Genomic DNA, 26,244 nt, shown 5'->3' with positions numbered 1-26,244 from the left:
ACTCATGGCGAACTACACCGCCGCTGACGTCAAGAAGCTCCGCGAGCTCACCGGCGCCGGCATGATGGACTGCAAGAAGGCGCTGGACGAGTCGGACGGCAACGTCGACAAGGCCGTCGAGGCCCTGCGTATCAAGGGCCAGAAGGGCGTCGCCAAGCGCGAGGGCCGCTCCGCCGAGAACGGTGCCGTGGTCTCCCTGATCGCCGACGACAACACCTCGGGTGTCCTCGTCGAGCTGAAGTGCGAGACGGACTTCGTCGCCAAGGGCGACAAGTTCCAGGCCGTGGCGAACGCGCTCGCCGCGCACGTCGCCGCCACCTCCCCGGCGGACATCGAGGCCCTGCTCGCCTCCGAGATCGAGCCCGGCAAGACCGTGCAGGCGTACGTCGACGAGGCCAACGCCAACCTCGGCGAGAAGATCGTCCTGGACCGCTTCGCGCAGTTCTCCGGTGGCTACGTCACGGCGTACATGCACCGCACCATGCCCGACCTGCCCCCGCAGATCGGTGTTCTCGTCGAGCTCGACAAGGAGAACGCCGAGATCGCCAAGGGCGTCGCGCAGCACATCGCCGCCTTCGCCCCGAAGTACCTCTCCCGCGAGGACGTTCCGGCCGAGGTCGTCGAGGCCGAGCGCCGCGTCGCCGAGGAGACCACGCGCGCCGAGGGCAAGCCCGAGGCCGCTCTCCCGAAGATCGTCGAGGGTCGCGTCAACGGCTTCTTCAAGGAGGCCACCCTCCTGGGCCAGCCGTACGCGCTCGACAACAAGAAGTCGGTCCAGCAGATCCTGGACGAGGCCGGTGTCACCCTGAAGCGCTTCAGCCGCATCAAGGTCGGCATCTGAGTCCGTACGCGACGGACCCCGGACCCCGGTAGGGTCTGAAGCAGTCGTCCGCGTTCGCGCCGGACGACCGCAGATCTGACGAGGAGGCCATTGCCGACAGGGACAGCACGACCCCAACGGCAATGGCCTTCTTCGTATGTGCACGAGGAGATCTCCATGAACCAGGGCGCCGCACAAGGCGACGACAACCACGACAAAAAGGCCGGCCGCTTCATGCTGAAGCTGTCGGGAGAGGCTTTCTCCGGCGGCACCGGTCTCGGCGTCGACCCCGACGTCGTACACGCCATCGCACGGGAGATCGCAGCGGTCGTCCGCGACGGCGCAGAGATCGCCGTCGTGATCGGCGGCGGGAACTTCTTCCGCGGAGCCGAACTCCAGCAGCGCGGCATGGACCGGGCACGCTCCGACTACATGGGCATGCTCGGCACCGTCATGAACTGCCTCGCTCTCCAGGACTTCCTGGAGAAGGAGGGCATCGACTCACGTGTGCAGACCGCCATCACCATGGGACAGGTCGCGGAGCCGTACATCCCGCTGCGCGCCGTACGGCACCTGGAGAAGGGCCGCGTCGTCATCTTCGGCGCCGGTATGGGCATGCCCTACTTCTCCACCGACACCACCGCCGCCCAGCGCGCCCTGGAGATCGACGCCGAGGCACTGCTGATGGGCAAGAACGGTGTCGACGGCGTCTACGACTCCGACCCCAAGGCCAACCCGGACGCGGTGAAGTTCGACGCGCTGGAGTACGGCGAGGTGCTGTCCCGCAACCTCAAGGTCGCCGACGCCACCGCCATCACCCTCTGCCGCGACAACGCGCTCCCGATCCTCGTCTTCGAACTCCTCACCGAGGGCAATATCGCTCGGGCGGTCCGGGGTGAGAAGATCGGCACGCTCGTGAGCGACCGGGACACCCGGGCCTGACCCGAGGGCCTCGGGGGGCGCCCTCGGGGATGGACAAAGCCCTGCCGGTCGTACACCGTGCAGGGAACACGCGACGCAGGTTCCGCCGGCCCAGTCCGATGCCGGGCCCAACTCAAGACACGCAGGAGCAAGTGGTGATCGAAGAGACCCTCCTCGAGGCCGAGGAGAAGATGGAGAAGGCCGTCCTGGTCGCCAAGGATGACTTCGCCGCGATCCGCACCGGACGTGCGCACCCGGCGATGTTCAACAAGATCGTGGCGGACTACTACGGTGCCCTGACCCCGATCAACCAGCTGGCGTCGTTCTCGGTCCCGGAGCCGCGGATGGCCGTTGTGACGCCGTTCGACAAGACCGCTCTGCGCAACATCGAGCAGGCGATCCGCGACTCGGACCTCGGTGTCAACCCGAGCAACGACGGCAACATCATCCGCGTGGTCTTCCCGGAGCTCACGCAGGACCGCCGCAAGGAGTTCATCAAGGTCGCCAAGTCGAAGGCCGAGGACTCCAAGATCTCGATCCGCTCCGTCCGCCGCAAGGCGAAGGAGACCATCGACAAGTTCATCAAGGACGGCGAGGTCGGCGAGGACGAGGGCCGGCGTGCGGAGAAGGAGCTCGACGACACCACCGCGAAGTACGTCGCGCAGGTGGACGAGCTGCTCAAGCACAAGGAAGCCGAGCTGCTCGAGGTCTGATGAACGACTCTTCCTGGGGGGCCTCGCACGGCGCCGGATACGCCGGTGCATGGCCACCGCCCGACCAGGGGCCCCTCCCGGCGGGTCCCGCCTACGATGGGCACGACGCACGGTATACATCAGAGGCGCAGCCCATGCCCATCGTGCCGGACTTTCCCGACGCAGGTAGAGACGCCGAATCCCCCGAGGGGCCCAGCGGCCGGGCCGGCCGCGAGGACCGCGACCGGGGGGCCGCACGGCTCGGTGGCCCCCTGTTCCGCGACGAGAACACGCAGGAGCCCATGCCCAGCCCGCCGCCGGCAGCGCCTCAGCAGCCGCAGCCGCCGCAGAAGAAGCGGGCCGGCCGCGATCTGCGGGCGGCCATAGGGGTCGGTGTGGGGCTCGGCGCGGTGATCGTCGCGTCGCTCTTCATCGTCAAGGCCGTGTTCGTCGGCGTGGTGGCGGTCGCCGTCGTCGTCGGCCTGTGGGAGCTGACCACCCGCCTCCAGGAGCGCAAGCAGATCAAGGCGCCGCTGGTACCGCTCGCGGTCGGCGGCGCTGCCATGGTCGTGGCCGGCTACGTGCGCGGGGTCGAGGGCGCCTGGGTGGCCACGGCGCTGACCGCGCTCGCGGTGCTCGTCTGGCGTATGACCGAGCCGCCCGAGGGTTACCTCAGGGACGTCACGGCGGGTGTCTTCGCCGCCTTCTACGTGCCCTTCCTCGCCACGTTCGTCGCGCTGATGCTCAGCGCGGACGACGGGCCGGAACGGGTGATCACCTTCCTGGTGCTCACGGTCGTCAGCGACACCGGTGCGTACGCGGTCGGCTGGCGCTTCGGCAAGCACAAGCTCGCACCGCGCATCAGCCCCGGAAAGACCCGCGAAGGACTGCTCGGAGCGGTGGCATTCGCGATGGCGGCGGGCGCGCTGTGCATGCAGTTCCTCGTCGACGGCGGCACCTGGTGGCAGGGCCTGCTGCTCGGCCTCGCGGTCGCGGCCAGCGCGACGCTGGGCGACCTCGGGGAGTCGATGATCAAGCGGGATCTCGGCATCAAGGACATGGGCACCCTGCTCCCCGGCCACGGCGGCATCATGGACCGGCTGGATTCGCTGCTGCCGACGGCCCCGGTGGTGTGGCTGTTGCTGGTGCTGTTCGTCGGCTCCGGCTGACCTGCGGTTCTCCGCGTGAGGGCTCGCTGTCCTCGCCCATGGCCCCTTCGGGGCACGGGCCCTGGACGGCGAGCCCTCCGTCGTATCCGGGCGACCCGGTGCCGCGGAGCCGGACTCCGGACGGCTCGGCGCTGCATGCCGGCCGGCTCGCCCGACGGCCTCCACCCCGACCTCTGGGCGGCGCTGACCGAACGGCGTCCCGCCCGGACGGCTCCGGGCGACCACCCCCGGGTCAGCGGCCGCAGGCCACCTCGCGGTGTCTGCGACACTGGTAGCACCATGCCCAAGCCCGGAGAACTCACTTTCGTCGCGCCCCGCGGAGCCAAGAAGCCCCCGCGGCACCTTGCCGACCTCTCACCCGCCGAGCGCAAGGACGCCGTCGCCGCGATCGGCGAGAAGCCGTTCCGCGCCAAGCAGCTGTCCCAGCACTACTTCGCGCGGTACGCGCACGACCCGGCGCAGTGGACCGACATCCCCGCCTCCGCGCGGGAGAAGCTCGCCACGGAGCTGCTGCCCGACCTGATGTCGGTCGTGCGGCACATCTCCTGCGACGACGACACCACCCGCAAGACGCTGTGGCGCCTCCACGACGGCACGCTCGTCGAGTCCGTCCTCATGCGCTATCCGGACCGCGTCACGATGTGCATCTCCTCGCAGGCGGGCTGCGGGATGAACTGCCCGTTCTGCGCGACCGGGCAGGCCGGTCTCGACCGCAATCTGTCCACCGCCGAGATCGTGCACCAGATCGTCGACGGCATGCGCGCCCTGCGGGACGGAGAGGTGCCCGGAGGCCCCGCCCGGCTGTCCAACATCGTGTTCATGGGCATGGGTGAGCCGCTCGCCAACTACAAGCGGGTCGTCGGCGCCATCCGCCGGCTGACCGACCCCGAGCCGGACGGCCTCGGCCTCTCGCAGCGCGGCATCACCGTCTCCACGGTGGGCCTCGTCCCCGCGATGCTGCGCTTCGCCGACGAGGGCTTCAAGTGCCGCCTCGCCGTCTCCCTGCACGCGCCGGACGACGAGCTGCGCGACACCCTCGTCCCGGTCAACACCCGCTGGAAGGTCCGCGAGGTCCTCGACGCCGCATGGGAGTACGCGGAGAGGTCCGGCCGCCGGATCTCCATCGAGTACGCGCTGATCCGTGACATCAACGACCAGGCGTGGCGCGGTGATCTGCTCGGCCGTCTCCTCAAGGGCAAGCGGGTGCATGTCAACCTGATCCCGCTGAACCCGACGCCCGGCTCCAAGTGGACGGCGTCGCGGCCGGAGGACGAGAAGGCGTTCGTCGAGGCCATCGCGGCCCATGGTGTGCCGGTCACCGTCCGGGACACGCGAGGGCAGGAGATCGACGGGGCTTGCGGGCAGCTGGCAGCGCAGGAGCGGTGACCAGGGGCCCTCGGCCGGGTGGCTGATACTGTGCCCTGTGCGTTCGCACAAATGAACAACGAAACATTCCGACAGGGGAGCGCAGCAGCGCTGAGAGTGCGGCAGGGCGCAGGACGCCCCGGGGCCGCAGACCCTCGGACCTGATCCGGGTCATACCGGCGTAGGGAGTCAGCACCATCATGAACAGCCAGCTTCGGCGTGCCACCGGCACGGCGCTCGCCGCCGCCCTCGGCGTCACCGCCCTCGCGGCCTGCGGCGGGCAGTCCGAGGACTCCGGGTCCGGCACCGGCGGCGCGTCAAAGACCGTCACCCTCGTCAGCCACGACTCCTTCGCGGCGTCCGACGCCGTCCTCAAGGAGTTCACCCGGCAGACCGGGTACACCGTCAAGGTCCTCAAGAGCGGGGACGCGGGCGCCGCGCTCAACAAGGAGATCCTCACCAAGGGCTCCCCGCAGGGCGACGTCTTCTTCGGCGTCGACAACACACTGCTCTCCCGCGCCCTCGGCAACGACCTGTTCACGCCGTACGAGGCCAAGGGGCTCGACCAGGTGACGGACGAGGCGCGGCTCGACGCGGACAAGCACCGGGTCACGCCCGTCGACACCGGCGACATCTGCGTGAACTACGACAAGAAGTTCTTCGCCGACAAGAAGCTCGCGCCCCCGAAGACCTTCGCCGACCTCGCGAAGCCCGAGTACAAGAACCTGCTCGTCGTCGAGAACCCGGCGACGTCCTCGCCCGGCCTCGGCTTCCTGCTCGGCAGCGTCGGCGCGTTCGGCGAGTCCGGCTGGCAGGACTACTGGAAGAAGCTCAAGGCCAACGGCGTCAAGGTCGTCGACGGCTGGGAGCAGGCGTACAACGAGGAGTTCTCCGGCTCCGCCGGCGGCAAGAAGGCGGGCGCCGACCGTCCCCTCGTCGTCTCGTACGCCTCGAGCCCGCCGGTCGAGGTCCTCTACGCCGACCCGCAGCCCAAGGAGGCGCCCACGGGTGTGGCGACCGGCACCTGCTTCCGCCAGATCGAGTTCGCCGGTCTGCTCAAGGGCGCGAGGAACGAGGCGGGAGGCAAGGCGCTGCTGGACTTCCTGATCACCAAGACGTTCCAGGAGGACATGCCGCTCACCATGTTCGTCAACCCCGTGGTCGAGGGCGCGAAGCTGCCCGAGCTGTTCACCGAGCACGGTGTGGTCGTCGACAAGCCCGAGACCGTCGCTCCCGGCACGATCGCCGAGAACCGTGAGCAGTGGGTCCGGTCGTGGTCCTCGCTCGTCCTGAAGTAAGGCAGTCCCTGCGGGGGAACGCGGCGCGGCTCGCCCTGATGGCCGGCCCCGTCGCGTTCTTCGCCGTCTTCTTCGCCTACCCGGTCACCGCGATCGTCGGCCGCGGCCTGCGCGTCGAGGGCGCCTGGCAGTTCGGGCGGTTCGGCGAGGTCCTCGGACGTCCGGACATCCTGCACGTCCTGTGGTTCACCACCTGGCAGGCGCTCGCCTCCACCGCGCTCACCCTGCTCGTCGCCCTGCCCGGCGCCTACGTGTTCGCCCGGCTCGACTTCCCCGGCAAGCGCCTCCTGCGCGCCGTGGTCACGGTGCCGTTCGTGCTTCCGACGGTCGTCGTCGGCACGGCGTTCCTCGCCCTGCTGGGACGCGGGGGACTGCTCGACGAGATGTGGGGCGTGCGCCTGGACACCACGGTCTGGGCCATCCTGCTCGCGCACGTCTTCTTCAACTACGCCGTGGTCGTCCGCACCGTCGGCGGCCTGTGGTCGCAGCTCGACCCGCGTCAGGAGGAGGCCGCGCGGGTGCTCGGCGCCGGGCGGCTGACGGCCTGGCGGCGGGTGACGCTGCCCGCGCTCGCGCCGTCCGTCGCCGCGGCGGCACTGTTGGTCTTCCTGTTCACCTTCAGCTCCTTCGGCGTCGTGCAGATCCTCGGCGGCCCCGCCTTCTCCACCCTCGAGGTGGAGATCTACCGGCAGACGGCCGAGATGCTCGACCTGCCGACGGCGGCCGTGCTCACCATGCTGCAGTTCGTGGCCGTCGGCGTCGTCCTCGCCGTCCACGCCCGGGCCGTGCGGCGCCGCGAGGGTGCGCTGAGGCTCGTCGACCCGGCCCGTACCGCCCGCCGTCCGCGCGGAGCCGCCCAGTGGACGGTGCTCTGCGGCGTGCTCGTCACCGTCGCCCTGCTCCTGATCACGCCGCTCGGCGTGCTGGTCGAGCGGTCCTTCGACACCCCCCGCGGCTACGGACTCGACTACTACCGCGCGCTCACCGTGCTCGACGAGACGGGCGGCGCCTTCCTCGTCCCGCCGATCGACGCCGTGGCCAACTCGCTGGAGTACGCGCTCGTCGCGACCGCCGTCTCGGTGCTGGTCGGGGGTCTCGCGGCGGCCGCCCTCACCCGGCGGGCCGGCCGGCTGGTCCGCGGATTCGACGCCCTGCTGATGCTGCCCCTCGGAGTCTCCGCGGTGACCGTCGGCTTCGGGTTCCTGATCACGCTCGACGAGCCGCCGCTCGATCTGCGCGGCACGTGGATGCTGGTGCCGCTCGCGCAGGCGCTGGTCGGGGTGCCCTTCGTCGTACGGTCCATGCTGCCCGTCCTGCGCGCCGTCGACGTCCGGCTGCGCGAGGCGGCGGCCGTGCTCGGCGCGTCGCCGCTGCGCGCCTGGCGCGAGGTCGATCTGCCGCTGGTGAGCCGGGCGCTGCTGGTGGCGGCGGGTTTCGCGTTCGCCGTCTCGCTCGGCGAGTTCGGGGCGACCGTCTTCATCGCCCGGCCCGACCAGCCGACGCTGCCCGTCGCCGTCGCCCGGCTGCTGGGCAGGCCCGGCGAGCTCAACTACGGGCAGGCGATGGCCCTCGGCACGATCCTGATGGTGGTGTGCGCCGCGGCGCTGCTCCTCCTCGAACGCATCCGTACCGACACCACCTCCGAGGAGTTCTGATGGCGCTGCTGGAACTCGAGGGCGTCACCGTACGGTTCGGTTTGCGGACCGCCCTCGACGCGGTGGACCTGAAGGTCGCCGAGCACGAGATCGTCTGCGTGCTGGGACCGAGCGGCAGCGGCAAGTCCACGCTGCTCAGGGTGGTCGCCGGACTCCAGCGCGCCGACGCGGGCCGGGTGCTGCTCGCGGGTGCCGACCAGGCCGGGGTGCCGGTCCACCGTCGGGGCGTGGGGCTGATGTTCCAGGACCATCAGCTCTTCCCGCACCGCGACGTGGCGGGCAATGTCGCCTTCGGGCTGCGCATGCGTCCTTCCCCGGCCGGGGAGACGCCTCGCGCCGGCCGGGGTGAACAGGGCCGCCGGGTGGACGAGTTGCTGGAGCTCGTCGGGCTCCCGGGGGCGCAGCGGCGGTCCGTGGCCGCGCTCTCCGGCGGTGAGCAGCAGCGGGTGGCGCTCGCCCGGGCGCTGGCGCCGGAGCCCAAGCTGCTGATGCTCGACGAGCCTCTCGGCCAGCTGGACCGCGGGCTGCGCGAGCGGCTCGTCGTCGAACTGCGCGGTCTGTTCGGCCGGTTGGGGACCACGGTCCTCGCCGTCACCCACGACCAGGGGGAGGCCTTCGCGCTCGCCGACCGTGTCGTGGTCATGCAGGAGGGGCGCATCGCCCAGACGGGTACGCCGCTGGAGGTGTGGCAGCGCCCGGCGTCGGAGTTCGTCGCACGCTTCCTCGGCTTCGACAACGTCGTGCCGGCCACGGTCGGCGGCGCGGCCGCCGACACTCCCTGGGGCAAGATCCCCGTCCCCGACTGCTCGCCGCAGGGCGAACGCACGCTGCTCGTGCGGCCGTCCGGCGTGCACGTCGTGGAACCGGGCGAGGGCACGGCGGCCACGGTCGTCTCGCGGACCTTCCGCGGCAGTCACGTCGCCCTGCGCCTGCGGCCCGCCGAAGGGCCCGTGCTCGAGGCCGAGTGCTCCCTGCCGAACGCGCCGGGCGAAGGGGCGCGAGTCGGCGTCGTGTTCGCCGCGGACGACGTGGTGGTCCTGGAGCCCGGCGTCTGATCCACGGGTCCGGCGCCGTTGCCTACGCGCCGGCCCCCAGCCGCAGCAGCGCCTGGGGTACGTCCTCGACCGAGTCCACGAGAGCGATCCGCGATTCCATGGCCCGCCCCCGGGCGAGCGAGCGCAGCAGTGGCCACGTGGGCAGATGGCCGGTCCAGTGGGCGCGGTCGACGAGCACCATGGGGGTCGGTTCGCCGCGCGACCCGTAGTAGTTCGGGGTCGCGTTGTCGAAGATCTCCTGCACCGTCCCCGCCGCGCCCGGCAGGAAGACCACCCCCGCGTCGCAGCGGGCCAGCAGACCGTCCTCGCGTGTGGCGTTGGCGAAGTACTTGGCGATGTGCCCCGCGAACGCGTTCGGCGGCTCGTGCCCGTAGAACCAGGTGGGGATGCCGACCGAGCCGGCGCCCTGCGGCCATCGGGCGCGCACCTCGAAGGCAGCCTGCGCCCAGTCGGTGACCGAGGGCATGAAGGAGGGCGCCTTCGCCAGCAACTGGAGGGCGTCCTCCAGCATCTCGTCGGAGTGCGGAGCGGCGTACGCGCCGAGGTTGGCGGCCTCCATCGCACCCGGCCCGCCCCCGGTCGCCACCGTGAACCCCGCGCGCGTCAGAGCGCGGCCGAGCCGTGCCGCGCCGGCGTACGCCTCGGTGCCCCGGCCCATCGCGTGGCCGCCCATGACCCCCACCACGCGGGCGTCGGCGAGGAGTTCGTCGAGGGCGTCCGAGAGGGCGTCGTCGTGGATCGAGCGGAGCATCGAGGCGAAGACGTCGCCGTCGGCCCTGGTGCGCTGGAACCAGTCGTAGGCGAGGGCGTCCGCAGTGGCCGCGTATCCGCCGTCGAGCCCGGCGAAGAGCTCATCCGCGGTGTAGAGGCGGCCGCGGTACGGGTCGAACGGCAGGTCCGGCACGGGTGGGAAGACGAGCGCCCCGTCGGCACGGACCTTCGCCGCGGCCGCGGGCTCCATCGGGCAGCCGAGGAACACGGCTCGGTCGGTGTCCGCGGACAACAGCACGGACGTGCGCTGTGTGAGGTCGACGGACTGGACGCGGAATCCGGCGAGCGAGCCGCGGGAGACCACCCGGTCGAATTCCTCGAGTGACTCGATCTCGCGGTGCTCCGCCTGCGGCTCGGGGTGCGTCATGGGCCCACGATAGGCCGCGCCGGGTGCGTGCCACGCCGCGGGGAAGGGCGGGGCCCGCAGGGCTGTGAGGGTACGGAACGAAGGGGCCGTCAGCCCTTCAGCGGCGCGGCCGCCACTGTGGCGAACGTCAGGGTCAGCGGCGCGAACAGCAGCAGCAGAGCCCCCGCGCGCAGCCACGCGGCTCGGCGCAGCGCCGCCGGATGCGCGCCCAGCCGCAGCAGGGCCTCGGTCGTGTCCGTCCGCGACTGCCGGACCTCCAGCGCCGCGGTGAGCAGCGTGGCCATCGTGCAGGCGACGACGAGCGTCGCGCCCAGTGCGGTCATCGGGCCCCAGGGGCGGGTCATGTCCCCGTGGAGCGCGGTCACCGCGAGCGCCCCGGAGGCCACCGCGCACACCACGCCGAGCGGGCGGCCGACGCGGCGGGCCTCCGCCATGAGGATGCGGCCCGCGAGCAGCCGGGTCGCACCGGGCCGTACGGCCTGCAGGAGACGGCCGCACACATGCGTCAGGGCCGGTCCCGCGAGCCACAGGCCGGCCGCGGCCAGCACCCAGCCGGCGAGGATCCCGGCCGGGTGACCGCCGATCGGGCCGGGCAGGGCGAGCGCATGCCCGGAGGGCCGTCCGCTCGCGTACGTCTCGACGGCGAGGCCGCCGGCGATCATGGCGACCCCCCACGGCAGCCCGGCGGGCGCCGAGGCGGGCGCCTCGTCCTCGGCGGCGGGCCGGGGGCGCAGCGCGATCGCGGCGGCCGCCGTCGCGGTCACCGGGACGAGCGACAGCAGCGTCAGCACGGCGCCGGACGGCAGCGGGTGATCGGCCGCGAGCAGGTCGGCGGCCGCTCCGTCGAACGGCAGCCCGCTCAGATCGCCCCGCAGATGCAGGAAGACCAGGAGGGCGACCACGCTCCCCAGCGTCGCCGCGACGGCCGTCGTCGTCGCGGCGACCACCGTGAGCCCGGCCGGTCCGAGACCGACGGCCGACAGGCCGGACCGCGGCCGGGTGCCCGGGTCGGTACGGGCGACGGCGACGGCGAAGTACACGGTCGCCGCGAGCGGGATCGCACACCACAGCAGTTGCTGGATCGCGGTGCGGGAGTCGGCGGGATGGGACAGCGCGTACGTCAGAGTCCAGAGCATCAGGAAGCCGACGCCCGCGGACGCCGCGGCGACCAGGAGCCGCCGCAGTTGGACGAGGGCGTGGGCGCCGCGGGTCAGACGGAGAGCGAGCACGCGGCCCGGCCTTCCGCCTCGGCCGCCTGCGGGGAGCCGGCCCGGCGGCCGTCGGCGAGCACGATCACGCGGTCGGCGAGGGCGGCCACGTCGGCATCGTGCGTGGCGAGGACCATGGTCATGCGGTGGGACCTGGCGGCGGCCGCCACCGTACGCAGCACATGGGCGCGGTCGGCGCTGTGCAGCGTCGCGGTCGGCTCGTCGGCGAAGAGCACGGACGGCGTGGTGACGAGTGCGCGGGCGACGGCGACGCGCTGCTGCTCGGCCCGGACGAGGACGCGCGGCCGCTTGTCCGCAGCGGCACCGACGTCCAGGCGGTCCATCCACTCCAGAGCGGTCCTCCTGGCCGAGCGGTGGGAGGCGCCGCACAGCAGCAGCGGCAGGGCGACGTTCTCCCATGCACGCAGCTCGGGGACGAGGGTCGGTTCGGGGTCGATCCAGCCGAAGCGGTCGCGCCGCAGCCGCTCGCGCCGGAGCGGGGGCATGGTGTGGACGGGTGTGCTGTTGAACCACACCTCGCCCTCCTGCGGCACGAGCTGGCCGGAAAGGCACCGCAGGAGCGTGGTCTTTCCGCTGCCCCGCGCTCCGTGCACGGCGAGGATCTCGCCCTCGCGTACTCCGAGCGACACCCCGACGAGCGCCGGGGAGCCGCGGTGGGAGTGGTGCAGGGAACGAGCCCAGATCACGTCGTTGTCCGGCGGGACCACCATCGCGTACACCTCGGTTCTGATCAGATTTCCGGCCCCCCTTACGGGGGAACGAAGACAGGGCCGATCGGTCACTGGGCACGCTAGGGAGTCACTGCCGGGGTCCGGGGAAGCACGCGGCCCGGGCACCGCCCATCTCACTCGGATGGGGGTACCCGGGCCGTTCGTGCGGGCGCCGGAGCCTGGGGAGGCTAGAGCTTCGTCCAGGCCTCGGTGAGGACCGAGCGCAGGATCTGCTCGATCTCGTCGAAGGTCGACTGGTCGGAGATCAGCGGCGGCGCCAGCTGGATGACCGGGTCGCCGCGGTCGTCGGCCCGGCAGTACAGGCCGGCGTCGAACAGCGCCTTGGAGAGGAAGCCGTACAGGACGCGCTCGGTCTCCTCGTCGTTGAAGGACTCCTTGGTGACCTTGTCCTTCACCAGCTCGATGCCGTAGAAGAAGCCGTTGCCGCGGACGTCGCCGACGATCGGCAGGTCGTGCAGCTTCTGCAGCGTCGACAGGAAGTTGCCCTCGTTGTCGAGCACGTGCTGGTTGAGCTTCTCGTTCTCGAAGAGGTCGAGGTTGGCGATACCCACGGCGGCGGAGACCGGGTGGCCGCCGAAGGTGTAGCCGTGCAGGAAGGTGTTGTCGCCCTTGTAGAACGGCTCCGCGAGGCGGTCCGAGACGATGCAGGCGCCGATCGGGGAGTAGCCCGAGGTCATGCCCTTGGCGCAGGTGATCATGTCCGGCACGTAGCCGAACTTGTCACAGGCGAACGTCGTGCCGAGGCGGCCGAAGGCGCAGATGACCTCGTCGGAGACCAGCAGCACGTCGTACTGGTCGCAGATCTCGCGGACGCGCCGGAAGTACCCGGGCGGGGGCGGGAAGCAGCCGCCCGCGTTCTGCACGGGCTCCAGGAAGACCGCGGCGACGGTCTCGGGGCCCTCGAAGAGGATCTGCTGCTCGATCTGGTCGGCGGCCCAGCGGCCGAAGGCCTCCGGGTCGTCGCCGTGGATCGGGGCGCGGTAGATGTTGGTGTTCGGCACCTTGTGCGCGCCGGGGACCAGCGGCTCGAAGGGGGCCTTGAGGGCCGGCAGGCCGGTGATGGACAGGGCGCCCTGCGGGGTGCCGTGGTAGGCGACCGCACGCGAGATGACCTTGTACTTGGTCGGCTTGCCCTGGAGCTTGAAGTACTGCTTGGCGAGCTTCCAGGCGGTCTCGACGGCCTCGCCGCCGCCGGTGGTGAAGAAGACCTTGTTGAGGTCGCCGGGGGCTTGGTGCGCGAGGCGCTCGGCGAGCTCGACGGCCTTCGGGTGGGCGTAGGACCACACGGGGAAGAACGCCAGCTCCTGTGCCTGCTTGGCGGCGACCTCGGCGAGCTCCCTGCGGCCGTGGCCCGCCTGGACCACGAAGAGGCCGGCGAGGCCGTCCAGGTAGCGCTTGCCCTTGTCGTCGAAGATGTAGGTGCCCTCACCACGAACGATGGTGGGCACGGGTGCGTTCTCGTACGACGACATGCGGGTGAAGTGCATCCACAGGTGGTCGTAGGCGGTCTTGGAGAGGTCCTTGCTCACGGCTATCGGGTTCCCCACATATAGGTCTGCTTCTTGAGCTTGAGGTAGACGAAGCTCTCGGTGGAGCGCACGCCGGGGAGCGCACGGATCCGCTTGTTGATCACTTCGAGCAGGTGGTCGTCGTCCTCGCAGACGATCTCCACCATCAGGTCGAAGGAGCCCGCGGTCATCACCACGTACTCGCACTCGGCCATGGCCGTGAGCGCATCCGCCACGGGGTCGAGGTCTCCCTCGACCTTGATGCCGACCATCGCCTGGCGTCGCAGGCCCACGGTGAGCGGGTCCGTGACGGCGACGATCTGCATCACGCCTTGATCGAGCAGCTTCTGGACGCGCTGTCGCACGGCCGCCTCGGAAAGGCCCACGGCCTTGCCGATCGCCGCGTACGGACGGCGTCCGTCCTCTTGAAGCTGTTCGATGATCGCGAGGGAGACGGCGTCGATCGTCGGGGACGACGAACCGCTGCCGACCTGGTTCCTGGAGTCTGCGCTACGACTGGCCACGAGCTCACTCTGCACCGGTACCCGTCGATCTGGCAAGCCCTGAGTGATGAAATTCGTTGTTCAGGCGGTCGAATCTCACTGAATCCGAAGTTGGGGGCGGTCAGGCCTGTTGAAAACGTCGCAGAAGCGATTAGGGTGGGGTGTCTCACCCATCGGACATCTGACAGGAGGGGTGGCAACAGTGACCACCGAGCTGCGTCGTCTGCGCAACTACATCAACGGGGAGTTCAGGGACGCCGCCGACGGCCGGACCATCGACGTCGTCAACCCCGTCACCGGCGAGGTGTACGCCACGTCGCCGCTCTCCGGACAGGCTGACGTCGACGCCGCCATGGAGGCCGCCGCCGCCGCGTTCCCCGCCTGGCGTGACACCACGCCCGCCGAGCGCCAGAAGGTGCTCCTGAAGATCGCGGACGCCTTCGAGGAGAGGGCAGAGGACCTGATCGCGGCCGAGTCGGAGAACACGGGCAAGCCGCTCGGGCTGACCCGTACCGAAGAGGTCCCGCCGATGGTGGACCAGATCCGCTTCTTCGCGGGCGCCGCGCGCATGCTGGAAGGCCGCTCCGCGGGCGAGTACATGGAGGGCATGACCTCCATCGTCCGCCGCGAGCCGGTCGGCGTCTGCGCCCAGGTCGCGCCGTGGAACTACCCGATGATGATGGCCGTGTGGAAGTTCGCCCCGGCGCTCGCCGCGGGCAACACCGTGGTGCTCAAGCCGTCCGACACCACCCCGGCGTCGACCGTGCTGATCGCCGAGATCATCGGCTCCGTGGTGCCCAAGGGCGTCTTCAACGTCATCTGCGGCGACCGCGAGACCGGCCGCGCGATGGTCGAGCACCCGACGCCGGCGATGGCCTCCATCACCGGCTCCGTCCGCGCCGGCATCCAGGTCGCCGCGTCCGCCGCCAAGGACGTCAAGCGCGTCCACCTGGAGCTCGGCGGCAAGGCGCCGGTCGTGGTCTTCGAGGACACCGACATCGCCAAGGCCGTCGAGGACATCTCGGTCGCGGGCTTCTTCAACGCCGGCCAGGACTGTACGGCGGCCACGCGCGTGCTCGTGCAGGAGTCGATCCACGACGAGTTCGTGGCGGCGCTGGCGAAGGCCGCGTCGGAGACGAAGACGGGTGCGCCGGACGACGACGACGTGCTCTTCGGCCCGCTCAACAACGCCAACCAGCTGGCGCAGGTCACCGGCTTCATCGACCGTCTGCCGGCGCACGCCAAGGTGGAGGCGGGCGGCCACCGCGTGGGCGACAAGGGCTACTTCTACGCCCCGACCGTCGTCTCCGGCCTCAAGCAGGACGACGAGATCATCCAGAACGAGGTCTTCGGCCCGGTGATCACCGTCCAGTCCTTCTCGGACGAGGCGCAGGCGCTGGAGTGGGCGAACGGCGTGGAGTACGCGCTGGCGTCGTCGGTGTGGACCAAGGACCACGCGCGCGCGATGCGCATGTCGAAGGCGCTGGACTTCGGCTGCGTCTGGATCAACACGCACATCCCGCTGGTGGCGGAGATGCCGCACGGCGGCTTCAAGAAGTCGGGCTACGGCAAGGACCTGTCGGCGTACGGGTTCGACGACTACACGCGGATCAAGCACGTGATGACGTCGCTGGACGGCTGATCGCACCCGGTCGCGAGGGGCGGGGCGGGGAGGTTTCCCCGCCCCGCCCCTTTTCCGTACCCGAGGCGCCCGGGTGGGGCAGACTGGCGATCATGAGCGATGACCGCCTGAACTCCCTTGTCACGTATGGCCTGTTGGCCGCCTGGGTCCTCCACGACGCCGAGGAGCTGGCCACCGGACCGCGCTGGCTCCGTGAGAACGTGCCCGTGCTGCGCAGGCGGTTCCCGCAGGCGCCGGAGCGCGTGTGGCGCGCGATGGATGCGGTCGACGAGCGGGAGTTCGCGGCCGCCGTGGGCGTGATGGCCGCGATCGTCGGCTCCGCCGCCGTCGCCGGTCACCGCTCGGGCGGCCGGTCCGGCTTCTACCAGGGCGCGTTGGACGGCTTCGGGCTGCACGGTCTGGTCCATCTCGCCCAGGCGGCCGCCGTCCGCGGCTACACGCCGGGTTCGGTGACCTCACCGCTGATCGTGGTGCCGTTCACGCTCTGGGCGCGGGGCCGGCTGCGGCGCGCCGGGGTGCTGCGTCCCGCGCGGGCGCGGGACGCGGCGCTCGGTCTCGCCCTGGCCGCGGGCGCCACCGCCGTCTCGCACCTGATCGCCAGGAGAGTCACTGCGTGACTCGCTTTTGAACACGTTCACTTCTTGCGTAGTGTGACGCCATGAGTGAGCGACAAGTCCTCCTGCGGGGAATACGCGTGTGGCTGGTCCTCTTCGTCGTGTGCCTGGTGCTCAGCGGCGCGACCGCCTTTCCGCTCGTCACCGAACTCCGCTGGCTGGAGGGGCTGCTGAACTCCGACGCCTCGCCCGTCCCGGAGCACCTGCCCGGCCTCGCGGAGTGGATCGGCCGGGTGCGCGAGGGACTCGACGCCACCGAAGAGGCCTATCCCTTCGTGCTGTACGGCACCGACTGGCTGGCCTTCGCGCACCTGGTGATCGCGGTCGCCTTCTACGGGCCCTACCGCGATCCGGTGCGCAACATCTGGGTGGTCGAGTTCGGCATGATCGCGTGCGCCGGGATCATCCCGCTCGCGCTGATCTGCGGTCCGGTCCGCGGGATCCCCTTCTGGTGGTCGGTCATCGACATGTCCTTCGGGGTCTTCGGAGTGATCCCGCTGTACGCCGTGCGCCGCAGGATCAAGCGACTGGAGGCACTGGTCGCCGCGGGCGAGCGCCCCGGAGGTGAACCGAGCCCTGAGGCGGCCGGCCACCGTACCGGCCCGGCGGGCGCCTGACGCGCCGCCGGTCCGGACCCCCGGGGCGCCGACGGCTCGGGCGGTCCGTCACTCCCTCGCCGCCCGGCTCCGGTGTCGGACGCGTCAGCACGAGAGGCTGCCGGACGGCGTGGCGTCCGTCGGCGTATGCCGGTGCCAGGCCGTCCGGTCACCCGCCCAGTCCCTGCGAGAGCCGCGCCTCGCGCAGTACGGCGCCGAGCGTGTCCACACGGTTGGTGGTGATCGAGTCCACACCGCAGGCGACCAGCCGGCGCATCGTGCGCCGGGTGTCCGCGGTCCAGGCCGACACCAGCATGCCCTGCCGGTGGACCCGGTCGGTCAACTCCCGTCCGATCAGACCGAACCGGTAGTTCAGCCAGCGCGGCCGCACCGCGTCCAGCAGCATCGGGCGCGGCGGGGCGAGCGTCGTCCAGGTCATCGCGAGCTCGGCCGACGGGTCGGCGGACCGGACGGCGAGCATGGTCGCAGGTCCCGCGCAGTAGTACACCCGCTCACCGGCGCCGCATGCGCGGACGGCGCCCACCACGGTGCGCACCGACTCCGCCGTGGCGCCGGGCAGATCGATCATCAGACGGTGCTCGCCCGCCTCGGCCAGCGCCTGCGGCAGCGTCGGCACACCGCCGCCGGTCAGGGACTCGATCTCGGCGTGCGTCAGCCGCGCGAGCGGCACGTCGCGCCCCCACAGCCGCCGCAGCGAGTCGTCGTGCAGCAGCACGGGCACGCCGTCGCGGGTCAGACGTACGTCGATCTCGACCGCGTCCGCCCCGTGCTCGATCGCCGACCGCAGCGACGGCAGGGTGTTCTCCCGCGCCCGGTAGGGGTCGCAGCGGTGGGCGACGACGGTGACCGGACGCGGGTCCCCGGCGTCCGTTGGGGCGCCGGGCCCGGTCAGCGGGCGAGCCACGCGGCGGTGTACTCGTCGATCTCGGCGGCGATACGGGACTTGCCCGCCGCGTCCAGGAACGACGCCTCGACGGCGTTCTTCGCGAGGTCGGCCAGACCGCGCTCGTCGAGGCCGAGCAGGCGGGCGGCGACCGCGTACTCGTTGTTGAGGTCGGTGCCGAACATCGGCGGGTCGTCGCTGTTGATCGTCACCAGCACACCCGCCGCGACCATCTCCTTGATCGGGTGCTCGTCGAGGTCGACGACCGCCCGCGTGGCGATGTTGGAGGTGGGGCAGACCTCCAGCGGGATGCGCCGCTCGGCGAGGTGCGCCAGCAGCCTCGCGTCCTGCGGGGAGCTGGTGCCGTGGCCGATGCGTTCGGCACGCAGGTCGTTCAGCGCGTCCCAGACCGTCTGCGGTCCCGTCGTCTCGCCCGCATGAGGCACGGAGTGCAGGCCCGCGGCGATCGCGCGGTCGAAGTACGGCTTGAACTGCGGGCGCGGCACGCCGATCTCGGGACCGCCGAGCCCGAACGACACGAGGCCCTCCGGGCGCAGGTCCACCGCGAGCCGCGCCGTCTCCTCGGCCGCCTCCAGGCCCGCCTCGCCCGGGATGTCGAAGCACCAGCGCAGTACGACCCCGAGCTCACTCTCGGCCGCCTTGCGGGCGTCCTCGATCGCGGCCATGAACGCCTTCTCCTCGATGCCGCGGCGGGTCGAGGAGAACGGAGTGATCGTCAGCTCCGCGTAGCGGATGTTCTGCCGGGCCATGTCGCGGGCCACCTCGAAGGTGAGGAGCCGTACGTCGTCCGGGGTGCGGACCAGGTCCACGACCGAGAGGTAGACCTCGACGAAGTGCGCGAAGTCGGTGAAGGTGAAGTAGTCGGCCAGGGCCTCGGGGTCGGTCGGCACCTTGGAGTCGGGGTGGTTCGCGGCCAGTTCGGCGACGATGCGGGGGGAGGCCGATCCGACGTGGTGCACATGCAGTTCGGCCTTGGGCAGCCCTGCGATGAAGGGGTGCAGATCGGTCATCGGGTACCTCCGTGTGCGATGCGCCGCGCCTGGTGAGGGGATCATCGTAGGCGGCCGGTCGGGGCCGGGACCGAGGTCGTAGCATGACCGGACCACCTATGGGGGAGATCCATGTCTGACAACCACGGCAACCAGGGCGGGCCGGCGGGCGCGCCCCAGCCGAACGACCCGTGGGCCCCGCCGGCCGGCGGGGCCCCGCAGGACAGGGTGCCGCTGGACAAGCCGCAGTCCGCACCCACGCCGCCGAGCGTGCACGACCAGCCGACGGTCATCGGGATGCCCGGCGACACCGGCTCCGTGCCGCCGCCCCCGGTCGCACCGGGCGGGCCCGCGCCCGGCTACGGCTACCCGGCCGCCACGAGCCTGCCCCAGCCCCCCGCCTCCGCGGGCGGCTTCGGCGCACCCACGGAGGGCTTCGGCGCACCCTCCGACCCGTACGGCGCCGCCTACCCCGGCTACGCGCCGTACGCCGGACCGAACCCGGGCTGGACGCCGAGCCCGGCGAACGGCATGGGCATCACCGCGATGGTGCTCGGCATCCTGTCCGTGTGCCTGTTCTGCCTGTACGGGATCGTCGGCATCATCCTCGGCGTGCTCGCGCTGATCTTCGGCATCCTCGGCCGCAAGCGGGCCCAGCGGGGCGAGGCCACCAACGGCGGCATGGCGCTGGCCGGCATCATCCTCGGTTCCATCGGCATCGTTCTCGGCCTCATCTTCATCGCCCTCGTCGCCTGGGGCATCACCACGGCGATCAACGAGGAGAAGAAGAGGCAGGACGACTACGACTACGACAGCTACTCGAACCACCTGGTCGTCGACGTCACTCGCTGACGTCGCCCGCCCGTGACGTCGGCGGGCCTTCCCCCGCGAGGGCCCGCCGCACCGGGGCCTGCTCCTGTCCCCGCAGCTCCTCACGCGCCTCCATCAGCGCGAACCCCAGCAGGTTGAGCCCGCGCCAGCGTGCCGGGTCCTGCGCCCGCTCGTCGTTCGCGGCCAGCCCGATGCCCCAGATGCGGTCGACCGGGCTGGCCTCCACGAGCACCCGGTCGCCGGTGCCCAGCAGGAAGTCCCGCAGCGCGGCGTCCTGGCCGAACTTGTGGACGCTGCCGTCACGCACGATCGCGAACCGCTCGCGCCGCCATATCGCCTCGTCGAAGCCGCGCACCAGCCGCCCCGCCTTCTTCGCCTCGGCGGGGCTCTTCGCCTGCAGTGCCCGGTGTTCCGCATCCGCGTCTCCGAAGAGCCGGGCCTTGGCCGCCATCATCCAGTGCTCCGCGGTCGCGTACCGCACGCCGTCGACCTCGAACGGCGAGGGCCACCACTGACTCAGGCAGCTCGCTCCGATCCGGCCGTCGCGGCGCGGCGCATGCCCCCAGAAGTGCAGGTACTTGATTCGCTGTCCCTCGGCGGCCAGCTTGATCAGTTCGTCTGTCCCCATGCACGCGAGTCTGTCAGCCGCCCCCGACAGTCCGTCGCGGGACGGCCTCGCTCACGCGACACATGGTCGACCGATTCCGTCGCGTAATCAAAAGGCAACAACGGAATCCCTTGTTGCGTGGGTCACCCTCTGCCAGGATCGGCACTCACTTCGAGCTGGAACAACGGAGAGCATCATGGGCAACGGCCACCCGATGCAGGACCGCTTCGCGGCCGGCACGCAGTACATCGGCGGACGGCTTCGATCCGGTACCTCGGGTCGTACGCAGGACGTGGTGAACCCGGCGACGGGCGAGACCGTCCACACCTACGAGCTCGCGTCGGCCTCGGACGTCGACGCCGCCGTCGCCGCCGCGCGTGAGGCGCTTCCCGGCTGGGCGGGTGCCACCCCGGGCGAACGCTCGGACGCGCTGCACCGGTTCGCGGGCGTGCTCGCCGACCGGGCAGAGGACCTGGCGCACACGGAGTCCGTCCAGTGCGGCAAGCCGATCAAGCTCACGACCGAGTTCGACGTCCCCGGAACCGTGGACAACACCGCCTTCTTCGCCGGGGCCGCCCGCCACCTCCAGGGCCAGTCGGCCGGTGAGTACAGCGGCGAACACACCTCGTACGTACGGCGGGAGCCCATCGGGACGGTCGGCTCGATCGCGCCCTGGAACTACCCGCTCCAGATGGCGGCCTGGAAGATCCTCCCGGCGATCGCGGCGGGGAACACCATCGTCCTCAAGCCGGCCGAGATCACCCCGCTCACCTCGCTGATGTTCGCCGAGGCCGCCGCACAGGCGGGCGTCCCCGACGGCGTCGTCAACATCGTCAACGGGGCGGGCAGGGACGCGGGCGAGCACCTGGTCGGCCATCCGGACATCGCCATGACCTCGTTCACCGGCTCCACCGCCGTCGGCAAGCGCGTCGCGGAGATCGCCACCGCGAGCGTCAAGCGGCTGCACCTGGAACTCGGCGGCAAGGCCCCCTTCGTGGTCTTCGACGACGCCGACGTCGAGGCCGCCGCCCACGGCGCGGTCGCGGGCTCCCTCATCAACTCGGGCCAGGACTGCACGGCGGCCACCCGCGCCTATGTGCAGCGGCCGCTGTACGACGCCTTCGTCGCCGCCGTCGCCGACCTGATGGCCACGGTCCGGCTCGGGGACCCCCTCGATCCCGCGACCGACCTCGGCCCGCTCGTGTCGCACCTCCAGCGCGACCGCGTCGCCGGTTTCGTCGACCGGGCGCGCGCCTATGCCACCGTCGTGACCGGCGGCGAAGCGCCCCAGGGCGACCTCAAGCGTGGTGCGTACTACCGGCCTACGCTGATCACAGGGGCCGCCCAGGACAGCGAGATCGTCCAGTCCGAGATCTTCGGCCCCGTCTTGGTCGTGCTCCCCTTCGACACCGACGACGAGGGCATCGCCCTCGCCAACGACACGCCCTACGGACTCGCCGCCTCCGCCTGGAGCCGCGACGTCTACCGGGCCGGTCGGGCCACCCGGGAGATCAAGGCGGGCTGCGTCTGGGTCAACGACCACATTCCGATCATCAGCGAGATGCCGCACGGCGGATACAAGGCATCCGGCTTCGGCAAGGACATGTCGGCGTACTCCTTCGAGGAGTACACGCAGGTCAAGCACGTCATGTACGACAACACCGCGATCGCCAGGAAGGACTGGCACCGCACGATCTTCGGGGACCGTCCGTAACGACATGCGGCTACCGCCGCGTGGTGTCAGGCCGCGTGACAAGCGGCCGAACCCACCCGAAAGGGCAGAGCGTCATGGAGCAGTACGAGTCCGAGCGCCTCTCGGCGGCGCAGATCGCCGCGATGCGGCGCAGCCTGACCAACGGCCGGGGTGCCCTCTCCCGCCGTTCACTGCTGCGCGCGTCCGGCATCGGCGCACTCACGGCCGGCGGCGCCGGCCTGCTGAGCGCCTGCGGCATCCCGCCGGCCAAGCGCGAGGCCGGGGCCGAGGGCTCCGACGACTTCTCGGACAAGGAGAAGCGGCTGACCTTCTCCAACTGGACCGAGTACATGGACATCAGCGAGGACGAGAAGAGCCGTCCGACGCTGCAGGAGTTCACCCGGCGGACCGGGATCACGGTCAAGTACACCGAGGACATCAACGACAACGTCGAGTTCTTCGGCAAGATCCAGCCGCAGCTCGCGGCCGGGCAGGACACCGGCCGCGACCTGATCAACGTCACCGACTGGCTGGCCGCGCGGATCATCCGCCTCGGCTGGGCGCAGAAGCTCGACCCCTCACTGCTGCCGAACGCCTACGCCAACCTCTCTCCGCAGTTCCGCAGCCCCGACTGGGACCCGGGCCGCGCCTACAGCTACCCCTGGACGGGCATCCCCACCGTCATCGCCTACAACATCAAGGCCACCGGCGGCCGCAAGGTGGACTCCGTCACCCAGCTGCTGGACGACCCGAGGCTCAAGGGCCGGGTCAGCTTCCTCACCGAGATGCGCGACACGGTCGGCATGACCCTCCTCGACATGGGCAAGGACCCGGTCAAGGTCACCGACGCCGACTACGACGCCGCGCTCGGCAGGCTCCAGAAGGCCGTCGACAAGAAGCAGATCCGCCGCTTCACCGGCAACGACTACACCTCGGACCTCGACAAGGGCGACATCGCCGCCTGCATCGCCTGGGCCGGCGACCTGATCCAGCTCCAGGTCGACAACCCCGACATCCGCTATGCGATCCCCGTCGCCGGCTACATGACGGCCACCGACAACCTGCTGGTCCCGGCCCAGGCACGGCACCGGAAGAACGCCACCCGGCTGATCGACTACTACTACGAGCTGCCGGTGGCCGCGAAGCTCGCCGCGTACATCAACTACGTCACCCCGGTCGCCGGAGTCGGCCCGGAACTGGCGAAGATCGACCCCGCGCTGGCCGAGAACCCGCTGATCATTCCGGACGAGGCCATGGCGGCCAAGTCCCACTCCTTCCGTTCGCTCAGCAGCGAGGAAGAGACGGCGTACGAAGAGAAGTTCGCCAAGCTCATCGGCGCCTGACCGCCCCTGTCCTGACGACCCGACACACCTGGGACCGCGACCCATGACTGAGAAGACAGAGGGCGGCGACGTCCGCCTCTCCGGGATCAGCAAGACCTACGGCTCCTTCACCGCCGTCCACCCGCTCGACCTGACCGTCCCGCAGGGGTCGTTCTTCGCCCTGCTCGGCGCGTCCGGCTGCGGAAAGACCACCACCTTGCGCATGATCGCCGGCCTGGAGGACCCCTCCACCGGAACCGTCTCGCTCGGCGCGCGCGACGTCACAGCCCTGCCGCCGCACAAGCGCCCGGTCAACACCGTGTTCCAGAGCTACGCGCTCTTCCCGCACCTGAGCATCCGCGAGAACATCGCCTTCGGACTGCGCCGCCGCGGCGTCAAATCCGTGACGAAACAGGTCGGCGACATGCTCGACCTCGTCCAGCTCGGCGACTTCGCCCACCGCAAGCCGCACCAGCTCTCCGGCGGCCAGCAGCAGCGCGTCGCCGTCGCCCGCGCGCTGATCAACCACCCTCAGGTCCTCCTGCTCGACGAGCCGCTCGGCGCGCTCGACCTGAAGCTGCGCCGCCAGATGCAGCTGGAGCTCAAGCGCATCCAGACCGAGGTCGGCATCACCTTCGTCCACGTCACCCACGACCAGGAGGAGGCCATGACCATGGCCGACACGGTCGCGGTCATGAACGGCGGCCGGGTCGAGCAGCTCGGCGCACCCGCCGAGCTCTACGAGAACCCCCGCACCACCTTCGTCGCCAACTTCCTCGGCACCTCCAACCTCATCGAGGCGGAAGTCGTGGACAGCAGCGGCGACGAGGTCGTCGTCACCGCGAGCGGCGGCAAGCTGCGTCTGCCCGCAGACCGCTGTCCCGACGCGGTGCGCGCCGGCGGCAGGCTGCTGGTGGGCGTACGCCCCGAGAAGATCTCCCTCACCGCCGCCGACGAGGCAGACTCCGTCGCCCCCGGCCGGAACGCCGTCACCGGCCGGATCGTGGACTCCTCCTTCATCGGCGTCTCCACGCAGTACGTCGTGGAGAGCCCCGCGGGCCGGGCGATCGAGGTCTACGCACAGAACGTGGAGCACCGCGCGGGGCTCGTACCGGGCGCCGAGGTCGTCCTGCACTGGAACCCGGAGCACACCTTCGGCCTCGACGCAGCCCAGGACATCACCGCGGGTGTGGAGACGGTGGAGGAGACGCCATGACCGTCACCGAGGCGCCGCCCGCCGCCCCGACCCCCGCCGGACCACCGGCCCACAAGACCTCCGTGCGCCGCCGGCTCGTCCCGTACTGGCTGCTGCTGCCGGGCATCCTGTGGCTGCTCGTGTTCTTCGCGCTCCCGCTCGTCTACCAGGCGTCGACCTCCGTGCAGACCGGCTCCCTTGAGCAGGGCTTCGAGGTCACCTGGCACTTCGCGACCTACTGGGACGCGCTGACCGAGTACTACCCGCAGTTCCTGCGGTCGCTGCTGTACGCGGGCACCGCCACGGTCCTGTGTCTGCTGCTCGGCTACCCGCTCGCCTACCTGATCGCCTTCCGGGCGGGCCGCTGGCGCAATCTCCTGCTGGTGCTGGTCATCGCCCCGTTCTTCACCAGCTTCCTGATCCGTACGCTCGCCTGGAAGTCGATCCTCGCGGACGGCGGACCGGTGGTGGAGGTCCTGAACACCGTCGGGTTCCTCGACGTCACCAGCTGGCTCGGGATGACCGAGGGCGACCGCGTCCTCGCCACCCCGCTCGCCGTCGTCACCGGTCTGACGTACAACTTCCTGCCGTTCATGATCCTTCCGCTGTACACGTCTTTGGAACGGATCGATCCGCGGCTCCACGAGGCGGCCGGCGACCTGTACGCGACGCCCGCCACGGTCTTCCGCAAGGTGACGTTCCCGTTGTCCATGCCGGGCGTCGTCTCGGGAACGCTGCTCACGTTCATCCCCGCGAGCGGCGACTACGTCAACGCCGAACTGCTGGGCTCCACCGACACGCGCATGATCGGCAACGTCATCCAGTCGCAGTTCCTGCGGGTGCTCGACTACCCGACGGCGGCCGCGCTGTCGTTCATCCTGATGGCGATCGTGCTGATCATGGTCACCGTCTACATCCGCCGGGCCGGAACGGAGGACCTGGTCTGATGCGTTGGATAAAGCGCAACCTCGTGGTGGTCGCGGGCCTGCTGACGCTCGCGTACCTGATCGTGCCGAACATCGTCGTGATGGTGTTCTCCTTCAACAAGCCGGCGGGGCGGTTCAACTACTCCTGGCAGGAGTTCTCCACCGACGCGTGGAAGGACCCGTGCGGTGTGGCCGACCTGTGCGGCTCGCTCACGCTGTCCCTGCAGATCGCGCTGTGGGCGACCATCGGCGCGACCCTCCTCGGCACGATGATCGCGTTCGCGCTCGTGCGGTACCGCTTCCGCGCACGCGGCACGATCAACTCGCTGATCTTCCTGCCGATGGCGATGCCCGAGGTGGTGATGGCCGCCTCGCTGCTCACGCTCTTCCTCAACCTGGGCGTACAGCTGGGCTTCTGGACCATCCTCATCGCCCACACCATGTTCTGCCTCAGCTTCGTGGTGGTTGCCGTCAAGGCACGCGTGATGTCGATGGACCCGCGTCTGGAGGAGGCCGCCCGCGACCTGTACGCGGGACCCGTGCAGACGTTCCTGCGGGTCACCCTGCCGATCGCCGCCCCCGGAATCGCGGCCGGTGCGATGCTCGCCTTCGCGCTGTCCTTCGACGACTTCATCATCACCAACTTCAACTCCGGAAACACCGTCACCTTCCCCATGTTCGTGTGGGGTTCGGCCCAGCGCGGTACGCCCGTGCAGATCAACGTCATCGGCACGGCCATGTTCGCCGTCGCCGTGCTGATCGTCGTCGCGGGCCAGGTCGTCAGCAACCGGCGCAACAAAGCCGGGCTGCCCCAGTAGGC

At 70.7% G+C, this 26,244-nt stretch carries 25 protein-coding genes and 1 riboswitch; of the genes, 17 read left to right on the top strand and 8 right to left on the bottom strand.

Translation table 11 applies throughout. From position 1 onward, the window contains the following. The first annotated feature begins 4 nt into the window (after nucleotides 1–4). The 8 genes from tsf (at nucleotide 5) to HW130_RS21955 (ending at nucleotide 8,975) form a co-directional block, all read left to right on the top strand. Nucleotides 5–841 (top strand): translation elongation factor Ts, encoded by an 837-nt coding sequence (gene tsf / locus HW130_RS21990; protein ID WP_177151388.1) that lies wholly within the window; start codon nucleotides 5–7, stop codon nucleotides 839–841. A 156-nt stretch (nucleotides 842–997) separates the two neighbouring features. Next, nucleotides 998–1,762, top strand: a complete 765-nt coding sequence (gene pyrH / locus HW130_RS21985) for a UMP kinase (protein WP_177151387.1) — start codon at nucleotides 998–1,000, stop codon at nucleotides 1,760–1,762. Nucleotides 1,763–1,896: 134 nt separating this feature from the next. Continuing rightward, complete coding sequence (frr, locus tag HW130_RS21980; protein WP_177151386.1) at nucleotides 1,897–2,454, top strand: ribosome recycling factor; 558 nt, start codon at nucleotides 1,897–1,899, stop codon at nucleotides 2,452–2,454. After that, entirely contained in the window at nucleotides 2,454–3,602 is a 1,149-nt protein-coding gene (locus HW130_RS21975) for a phosphatidate cytidylyltransferase (protein WP_177151385.1), read from the top strand. Before frr ends, HW130_RS21975 begins: the two co-directional genes overlap by 1 nt. 279 nt (nucleotides 3,603–3,881) lie before the next feature. After that, the gene (rlmN, locus tag HW130_RS21970; RefSeq protein ID WP_177151384.1) at nucleotides 3,882–4,988 is read left to right on the top strand and encodes a 23S rRNA (adenine(2503)-C(2))-methyltransferase RlmN; all 1,107 of its coding nucleotides are present in this window, start codon (nucleotides 3,882–3,884) and stop codon (nucleotides 4,986–4,988) included. Nucleotides 4,989–5,051: 63 nt separating this feature from the next. Beyond that, nucleotides 5,052–5,172: riboswitch (TPP riboswitch) on the top strand. Continuing rightward, nucleotides 5,168–6,265, top strand: a complete 1,098-nt coding sequence (locus HW130_RS21965) for a thiamine ABC transporter substrate binding subunit (protein WP_177151383.1) — start codon at nucleotides 5,168–5,170, stop codon at nucleotides 6,263–6,265. It overlaps the preceding riboswitch by 5 nt. Nucleotides 6,266–6,303: 38 nt before the next feature. Continuing rightward, complete coding sequence (locus HW130_RS21960) at nucleotides 6,304–7,920, top strand: iron ABC transporter permease (protein WP_177151382.1); 1,617 nt, start codon at nucleotides 6,304–6,306, stop codon at nucleotides 7,918–7,920. Beyond that, on the top strand, nucleotides 7,920–8,975 hold the full coding sequence (locus tag HW130_RS21955) for an ABC transporter ATP-binding protein (protein WP_177151381.1): 1,056 nt from the start codon (nucleotides 7,920–7,922) through the stop codon (nucleotides 8,973–8,975). The genes HW130_RS21960 and HW130_RS21955 overlap by 1 nt, the downstream gene beginning before the upstream one ends. Nucleotides 8,976–8,997: 22 nt before the next feature. Here the strand turns inward: HW130_RS21955 and HW130_RS21950 are convergent, their stop codons facing one another. From HW130_RS21950 to HW130_RS21930, 5 genes are all read right to left on the bottom strand, one after another. Then, a complete protein-coding gene (locus HW130_RS21950; RefSeq protein ID WP_177151380.1) occupies nucleotides 8,998–10,113 on the bottom strand; it encodes an LOG family protein in 1,116 nt (371 codons plus the stop codon). An 89-nt stretch (nucleotides 10,114–10,202) separates the two neighbouring features. Continuing rightward, nucleotides 10,203–11,342 (bottom strand): hypothetical protein, encoded by a 1,140-nt coding sequence (locus HW130_RS21945; protein WP_177151379.1) that lies wholly within the window; start codon nucleotides 11,340–11,342, stop codon nucleotides 10,203–10,205. After that, nucleotides 11,324–12,052, bottom strand: coding sequence for an ABC transporter ATP-binding protein (locus HW130_RS21940; protein WP_177151378.1), 729 nt, complete (start codon nucleotides 12,050–12,052; stop codon nucleotides 11,324–11,326). Before HW130_RS21940 ends, HW130_RS21945 begins: the two co-directional genes overlap by 19 nt. Before the next feature lie 188 nt (nucleotides 12,053–12,240). Beyond that, nucleotides 12,241–13,620 carry an aspartate aminotransferase family protein gene (locus HW130_RS21935; RefSeq protein ID WP_177151377.1) on the bottom strand — a complete coding sequence of 460 codons (1,380 nt, stop codon included), beginning with the start codon at nucleotides 13,618–13,620 and terminating at the stop codon, nucleotides 12,241–12,243. Next, entirely contained in the window at nucleotides 13,605–14,120 is a 516-nt protein-coding gene (locus HW130_RS21930; RefSeq protein WP_177151376.1) for an Lrp/AsnC family transcriptional regulator, read from the bottom strand. The genes HW130_RS21935 and HW130_RS21930 overlap by 16 nt, the downstream gene beginning before the upstream one ends. Before the next feature lie 166 nt (nucleotides 14,121–14,286). On the opposite strand from HW130_RS21930, the gene HW130_RS21925 reads away from it, so the two are divergent. The 3 genes from HW130_RS21925 (at nucleotide 14,287) to HW130_RS21915 (ending at nucleotide 16,957) form a co-directional block, all read left to right on the top strand. Continuing rightward, nucleotides 14,287–15,726 carry a gamma-aminobutyraldehyde dehydrogenase gene (locus HW130_RS21925; RefSeq protein ID WP_177151447.1) on the top strand — a complete coding sequence of 480 codons (1,440 nt, stop codon included), beginning with the start codon at nucleotides 14,287–14,289 and terminating at the stop codon, nucleotides 15,724–15,726. A gap of 92 nt (nucleotides 15,727–15,818) precedes the next feature. Next, on the top strand, nucleotides 15,819–16,343 hold the full coding sequence (locus HW130_RS21920) for an HXXEE domain-containing protein (protein WP_177151375.1): 525 nt from the start codon (nucleotides 15,819–15,821) through the stop codon (nucleotides 16,341–16,343). A gap of 41 nt (nucleotides 16,344–16,384) precedes the next feature. Further along, entirely contained in the window at nucleotides 16,385–16,957 is a 573-nt protein-coding gene (locus HW130_RS21915) for a hypothetical protein (protein ID WP_256356240.1), read from the top strand. A gap of 148 nt (nucleotides 16,958–17,105) precedes the next feature. Here HW130_RS21915 and HW130_RS21910 read toward each other — a convergent pair whose 3' ends face one another. Both HW130_RS21910 and HW130_RS21905 read right to left on the bottom strand, forming a co-directional pair. Beyond that, a complete protein-coding gene (locus tag HW130_RS21910; protein ID WP_309140518.1) occupies nucleotides 17,106–17,861 on the bottom strand; it encodes a glycerophosphodiester phosphodiesterase in 756 nt (251 codons plus the stop codon). Then, nucleotides 17,846–18,916, bottom strand: coding sequence for an adenosine deaminase (locus HW130_RS21905; RefSeq protein WP_375256565.1), 1,071 nt, complete (start codon nucleotides 18,914–18,916; stop codon nucleotides 17,846–17,848). Before HW130_RS21905 ends, HW130_RS21910 begins: the two co-directional genes overlap by 16 nt. Nucleotides 18,917–18,982: 66 nt before the next feature. Between HW130_RS21905 and HW130_RS21900 the strand changes: the two genes are divergently transcribed. Then, nucleotides 18,983–19,702 carry a DUF4190 domain-containing protein gene (locus HW130_RS21900; protein WP_177151373.1) on the top strand — a complete coding sequence of 240 codons (720 nt, stop codon included), beginning with the start codon at nucleotides 18,983–18,985 and terminating at the stop codon, nucleotides 19,700–19,702. Here HW130_RS21900 and HW130_RS21895 read toward each other — a convergent pair. Beyond that, nucleotides 19,692–20,309: an NADAR family protein gene (locus HW130_RS21895; RefSeq protein ID WP_177151372.1), complete on the bottom strand. Its 618-nt coding sequence runs from the start codon at nucleotides 20,307–20,309 to the stop codon at nucleotides 19,692–19,694. The genes HW130_RS21900 and HW130_RS21895 overlap by 11 nt on opposite strands. Before the next feature lie 175 nt (nucleotides 20,310–20,484). Between HW130_RS21895 and HW130_RS21890 the strand changes: the two genes are divergently transcribed. From HW130_RS21890 to HW130_RS21870, 5 genes are all read left to right on the top strand, one after another. After that, nucleotides 20,485–22,002 (top strand): gamma-aminobutyraldehyde dehydrogenase, encoded by a 1,518-nt coding sequence (locus tag HW130_RS21890; RefSeq protein WP_177151371.1) that lies wholly within the window; start codon nucleotides 20,485–20,487, stop codon nucleotides 22,000–22,002. Nucleotides 22,003–22,076: 74 nt separating this feature from the next. Next, nucleotides 22,077–23,324 carry a PotD/PotF family extracellular solute-binding protein gene (locus HW130_RS21885; protein ID WP_177151370.1) on the top strand — a complete coding sequence of 416 codons (1,248 nt, stop codon included), beginning with the start codon at nucleotides 22,077–22,079 and terminating at the stop codon, nucleotides 23,322–23,324. Between the two features lie 43 nt (nucleotides 23,325–23,367). Then, nucleotides 23,368–24,519, top strand: a complete 1,152-nt coding sequence (locus HW130_RS21880) for an ABC transporter ATP-binding protein (RefSeq protein ID WP_177151369.1) — start codon at nucleotides 23,368–23,370, stop codon at nucleotides 24,517–24,519. Then, the gene (locus HW130_RS21875) at nucleotides 24,516–25,445 is read left to right on the top strand and encodes an ABC transporter permease (protein ID WP_177151368.1); all 930 of its coding nucleotides are present in this window, start codon (nucleotides 24,516–24,518) and stop codon (nucleotides 25,443–25,445) included. Before HW130_RS21880 ends, HW130_RS21875 begins: the two co-directional genes overlap by 4 nt. Further along, nucleotides 25,445–26,242 carry an ABC transporter permease gene (locus tag HW130_RS21870; protein WP_177151367.1) on the top strand — a complete coding sequence of 266 codons (798 nt, stop codon included), beginning with the start codon at nucleotides 25,445–25,447 and terminating at the stop codon, nucleotides 26,240–26,242. Before HW130_RS21875 ends, HW130_RS21870 begins: the two co-directional genes overlap by 1 nt. Nucleotides 26,243–26,244: the final 2 nt, after the last annotated feature.

The sequence above is a fragment of the Streptomyces sp. PKU-EA00015 genome, assembly GCF_013387495.1.
Lineage (GTDB): Bacteria > Actinomycetota > Actinomycetes > Streptomycetales > Streptomycetaceae > Streptomyces.
This window is presented reverse-complemented; position numbering and strand designations above follow the sequence as displayed.

Coding starts and splice junctions, on each gene's coding strand:
- HW130_RS21880 (WP_177151369.1), top strand. CDS start 23,368: ATGACTGAGAAGACAGAGGGCGGCGACGTCCGCCTCTCCGGGATCAGC.
- HW130_RS21900 (WP_177151373.1), top strand. CDS start 18,983: ATGTCTGACAACCACGGCAACCAGGGCGGGCCGGCGGGCGCGCCCCAG.
- HW130_RS21875 (WP_177151368.1), top strand. CDS start 24,516: ATGACCGTCACCGAGGCGCCGCCCGCCGCCCCGACCCCCGCCGGACCA.
- HW130_RS21955 (WP_177151381.1), top strand. CDS start 7,920: ATGGCGCTGCTGGAACTCGAGGGCGTCACCGTACGGTTCGGTTTGCGG.
- HW130_RS21965 (WP_177151383.1), top strand. CDS start 5,168: ATGAACAGCCAGCTTCGGCGTGCCACCGGCACGGCGCTCGCCGCCGCC.
- HW130_RS21950 (WP_177151380.1), bottom strand. CDS start 10,113: ATGACGCACCCCGAGCCGCAGGCGGAGCACCGCGAGATCGAGTCACTC.
- HW130_RS21870 (WP_177151367.1), top strand. CDS start 25,445: ATGCGTTGGATAAAGCGCAACCTCGTGGTGGTCGCGGGCCTGCTGACG.
- HW130_RS21920 (WP_177151375.1), top strand. CDS start 15,819: ATGAGCGATGACCGCCTGAACTCCCTTGTCACGTATGGCCTGTTGGCC.
- rlmN (WP_177151384.1), top strand. CDS start 3,882: ATGCCCAAGCCCGGAGAACTCACTTTCGTCGCGCCCCGCGGAGCCAAG.
- HW130_RS21915 (WP_256356240.1), top strand. CDS start 16,385: ATGAGTGAGCGACAAGTCCTCCTGCGGGGAATACGCGTGTGGCTGGTC.
- tsf (WP_177151388.1), top strand. CDS start 5: ATGGCGAACTACACCGCCGCTGACGTCAAGAAGCTCCGCGAGCTCACC.
- HW130_RS21975 (WP_177151385.1), top strand. CDS start 2,454: ATGAACGACTCTTCCTGGGGGGCCTCGCACGGCGCCGGATACGCCGGT.
- pyrH (WP_177151387.1), top strand. CDS start 998: ATGAACCAGGGCGCCGCACAAGGCGACGACAACCACGACAAAAAGGCC.
- HW130_RS21960 (WP_177151382.1), top strand. CDS start 6,304: ATGGCCGGCCCCGTCGCGTTCTTCGCCGTCTTCTTCGCCTACCCGGTC.
- HW130_RS21885 (WP_177151370.1), top strand. CDS start 22,077: ATGGAGCAGTACGAGTCCGAGCGCCTCTCGGCGGCGCAGATCGCCGCG.
- HW130_RS21905 (WP_375256565.1), bottom strand. CDS start 18,916: ATGATCCCCTCACCAGGCGCGGCGCATCGCACACGGAGGTACCCGATG.
- HW130_RS21895 (WP_177151372.1), bottom strand. CDS start 20,309: ATGGGGACAGACGAACTGATCAAGCTGGCCGCCGAGGGACAGCGAATC.
- HW130_RS21890 (WP_177151371.1), top strand. CDS start 20,485: ATGGGCAACGGCCACCCGATGCAGGACCGCTTCGCGGCCGGCACGCAG.
- HW130_RS21940 (WP_177151378.1), bottom strand. CDS start 12,052: ATGGTGGTCCCGCCGGACAACGACGTGATCTGGGCTCGTTCCCTGCAC.